Here is a 3,710-nt window from a genome sequence, read left to right on the forward strand (position 1 = left end):
GGCGGTCAGGCCGAAATAACGAAGCGCCCTGGTGACGGGGCGCGTCCTGATGCCACTGCGTAGTCCCTAATGTGTATCGGTCTCACCTGAAGCATCGCAACAGGGCGATTGCATCATACGAAACCGGATACAACGCGGCACCCGCCAGGGGTGCCCGTACCGCGGCGGGGCCGCATCCGGCGTAGGGGCACCCCTGGCGGGTGCCCTGGCGGGGTGCCTACACAGAAGATGCGATCGCCCTAGCCGCTGAAGCGCGTGAAGGGCTTATATCTCAGCGCTGAAGCTGCTGGGCTTTACGCCCTATTTTCGTAAAACACGCTGTTGCTATGTAGAGAGTTGGGTAAGCTCCCTGCGCAACGCCATGCGCCCCAGCGCAGCCACCCCAGCACCGGCAAGGGCAACCAAACCAAAAAGCAGCCATCCCGACCCGCTGCTCGCCTCGGGCAAGGCCCCAACCAGCACCAGGTTTAGCGTAACCCCCATCGTGGGCGCACCACGGGTAATGACCGGCACGATCTGATTGGTGGTGTAGCGCACCTGACCACCGACCGTAATATTTGACTGAACCGTATACTGTGCATTGAGATCAATGCGGGCCGGATCATAGCCAATCGTGTAGCGGAAAGGCGGCTGGGCATTATTGCTGGTAAAGCGCTGTTCCGCAATAACCTGGGGCATAACGCCAGGGCGCACTTCGGCAATCTGCACCGTCACGACCGCATTGGGCGGCAACGCGCTGCGATCACGATAGGTAAGCGTGCCTGACACGACACCCTGCCCCTGCGCCTGCGCAAGGCCGGGCAGCAGCAGCAGGGTGAGGGCAAAGAAGATCCCAAATAGAGCAACTCTAAGCTTCATACGACTCTCCTAGCTAGTGCAGTGCCAGGCAACCTGTTTGGGCAGCAGCGCGACACCGACCGCGTCCAGATGGGCTGCGCCCAAGCGACAATTACAAACCTGCAAGCTGCAATCGCTCTAGGGACGCAAGGTTCCCATCAGGCGCGCCAGTTCATCCTCGACCACCTGTTCATCAAGCTTCTTGAAGAGCGGGGCTGGCTCACGCAGTTGCTGACCGACCGGCAACGACGACGGCTCCCAGCGCCCAATCCAGGACTCATAGTCACCGGTGAGCACCCGATGGGACGTGCCGTGCTCTTCGGTGTACTCGCGGAACTCAAGCGGCCCCGCGATATAACCATCGTAGCCCAGATACGCATGGAGCCGCTGGCTGCTAAAGGGCAGGAATGGTGTAAAGAGCAGCTTGAGTTGATCAACACAATGCAAGGCCACATACCAGATCGTCGCGGCCCGCGCCCGATCTTGCTTGATCACCTTCCACGGTTCCTGTTCACTCAAATAGGTATTGACCAGGGACGCCAGGCGCATCGCTTCGCTGATCGCGCTCTTGAAACGCGCCTGTTCAATCGCCTCGCCACAGGTAGCAAAGCCACCTTCGACCGTCGCGATCAGCGCGTGATCACCTTCCGTCAGCGTCTCGGGAGCAGGGACGGCCCCAAAATTCTTATAGACATTGGTCAACGTCCGGTTGACGAGATTGCCCCAGGTCGCGACGAGTTCATCGTTATTCCGGCGGACAAACTCGGCCCAGGTGAAGTCGGTATCTTGATTTTCAGGGCCGGCGATCGCCAGAAAATAGCGCAGCGCATCGGGATCATAGCGGCTCAGAACCTCATTGACATAGATGACGACACCACGACTACTACTAAACTTCTTGCCCTCCATCGTCAGAAATTCGCTACTGACAATATTGTGGGGCAGCTGGAGTGGCACCTCGGCAAAAGCCCCGGCGGCACTGCCGGCATAAAACCCATCGCTAAAATAGCCCATCAATTGCGAGGGCCAGATCACCGAGTGAAAGACGATATTATCTTTGCCCATAAAATAGTAGTGACGGGCGCGACGATTCTGCCACCAATCACGCCATGCATCAGGCGTACCCCGATTTTTCGCCCATTCGATACTGGCCGAGAGATAGCCAATCACCGCATCAAACCAGACATAGATCTTTTTGTCGTCGCGGTCGGCATACTCGGGCAACGGGATCGGCACCCCCCAATCAAGATCACGCGTAATTGGCCGTGGCTTCAGCTCTTTGATAAAATTGAGCGAAAAACTCCGTACATTGGGACGCCAGTGGGTCTGACGGGTGATCCATTTTTGCAGACGATCGGCAAAGACCGGCAAATCGAGAAAAAACTGCTCGGTCTCTTTAAAAACAGGGGGTTGACCATCGATCTTCGAACGAGGGTTGATCAAATCAATGGGATCAAGCTGATGACCACAGTTATCACACTGATCGCCGCGGGCCTCGTGATAGCCACAGATCGGGCAGGTTCCCTCGATGTAGCGATCAGGCAACGTACGGCCGGTAGAAGACGAAAAGGCCCCGAGCGTCTCCTGACGGAGGATATAGCCCTTTTCATAGAGGGTCTTGAAGATATCCTGGGTGACCCGATAATGGTTGAGCGTTGTCGTCCGCGTAAAGGTATCGTAGCTCAGGCCCAGATGATAGAGGTCATCACCAATAATATTGCTATAGCGATCGGCGATCGCCTGGGGCGTCACACCTTCTTTATCAGCAGCAAGCGTAATCGGGGTACCATGTTCATCGGTACCAGAGACCATCAATACATAATTGCCCTTGAGCCGATGATAGCGGGCAAAAATATCGGACGGAACCCCAAACCCTGCAACGTGCCCAATATGGCGTGGACCATTGGCATAGGGCCAGGCAACAGCAACCAGAATATGCTCACCCATTCACTACCTCCAAACAACACATTGTGCACTTTTTTGAGCGAGAACTGCGCACAAATGCTCGTTCAATTATACCATGCTTGCAGAAGAGCGCCCATTGTCATATGATGGGTACATGTTCACATTGATGGTACACAAGATCTGAGATAGGCAGTTTGACGAAGGGACATTGAACACTCATGCAAAACCTGCTCAGCGGATTGCCGACACCAGTGGTCATTGGCGTGATCGTGGTGGTTGTGCTGGTACTTGTTGCGGTGCTGATACTGATGCGACGCAGGCGGACAGCCGCAGCACCTGATGAGCAAGTCGCCCCTCCCGAGCTCGGGCCGCCGGTTGATTATACGGCCGTGCCGCTTGATGAAGAACCAAAGGGTTGGCGTGATCGCTTTGCGCGTCTCTCACCAGCCGGTAAAATCCTCTTGCTGCTCGTGCCTCTGCTCGTGATCCTTAGTCTGCTGGCCCTGATTTTGCTGCTCTTACCTGGAGGCTCTCAGACAGTCCTGCCGCCCACGCCGGTGCCGGTCACCCTGGTGGTGCGGAGTGCCTCGGTGGTGCGTGCGGAGCCCCTGACCGTCGTGGTTGTGGGCGAAACGACGGGCATTGAGGATGGTACGCTCATTCAGGCTGAGATGCGTGAGGATGGCGAGGCGTTTGACTGGTTCAATCCTGAGCAGGCCAGCGGCACGATCCGCCGCAATCGGGTCGAATTGACGATCCAACGCGCCCCTGAGGCACCGCAACCCGTCGAGGGCCGCAGCTATACCGTCGTGCTGCTCACCGCTGACGGTCTCGTCAGCGAACCAGGCGAGTTGCTGACCCCCGAGATCAGCGGAATTGCCGACAGTTTCTTTGGGCGCACGGTCGCTACGCCACCAACCCCAGTGCCCACGGCGACACCGGTACCAACGGCGACCACCGAAGCTGAGGCA

2 protein-coding genes and 1 pseudogene are annotated in these 3,710 nt (G+C 57.2%); 1 reads left to right on the forward strand and 2 read right to left on the reverse strand.

The genetic code is table 11. From position 1 onward, the window contains the following. Window positions 1–324: 324 nt before the first annotated feature. Both EKD05_RS25150 and metG read right to left on the reverse strand, forming a co-directional pair. Window positions 325–858 (reverse strand): YbaY family lipoprotein, encoded by a 534-nt coding sequence (locus tag EKD05_RS25150; protein WP_129678362.1) that lies wholly within the window; start codon window positions 856–858, stop codon window positions 325–327. Window positions 859–975: 117 nt separating this feature from the next. Continuing rightward, on the reverse strand, window positions 976–2,781 hold the full coding sequence (metG, locus tag EKD05_RS25155; protein WP_129678364.1) for a methionine--tRNA ligase: 1,806 nt from the start codon (window positions 2,779–2,781) through the stop codon (window positions 976–978). A 176-nt stretch (window positions 2,782–2,957) separates the two neighbouring features. Here metG and EKD05_RS25160 point away from each other — a divergent pair. Beyond that, a pseudogene (locus EKD05_RS25160) lies at window positions 2,958–3,710 on the forward strand (SH3 domain-containing protein); the annotation flags it as partial.

Origin of the sequence: Candidatus Chloroploca sp. Khr17, assembly GCF_004138165.1 — a bacterium.
Taxonomy (GTDB): domain Bacteria; phylum Chloroflexota; class Chloroflexia; order Chloroflexales; family Chloroflexaceae; genus Chloroploca.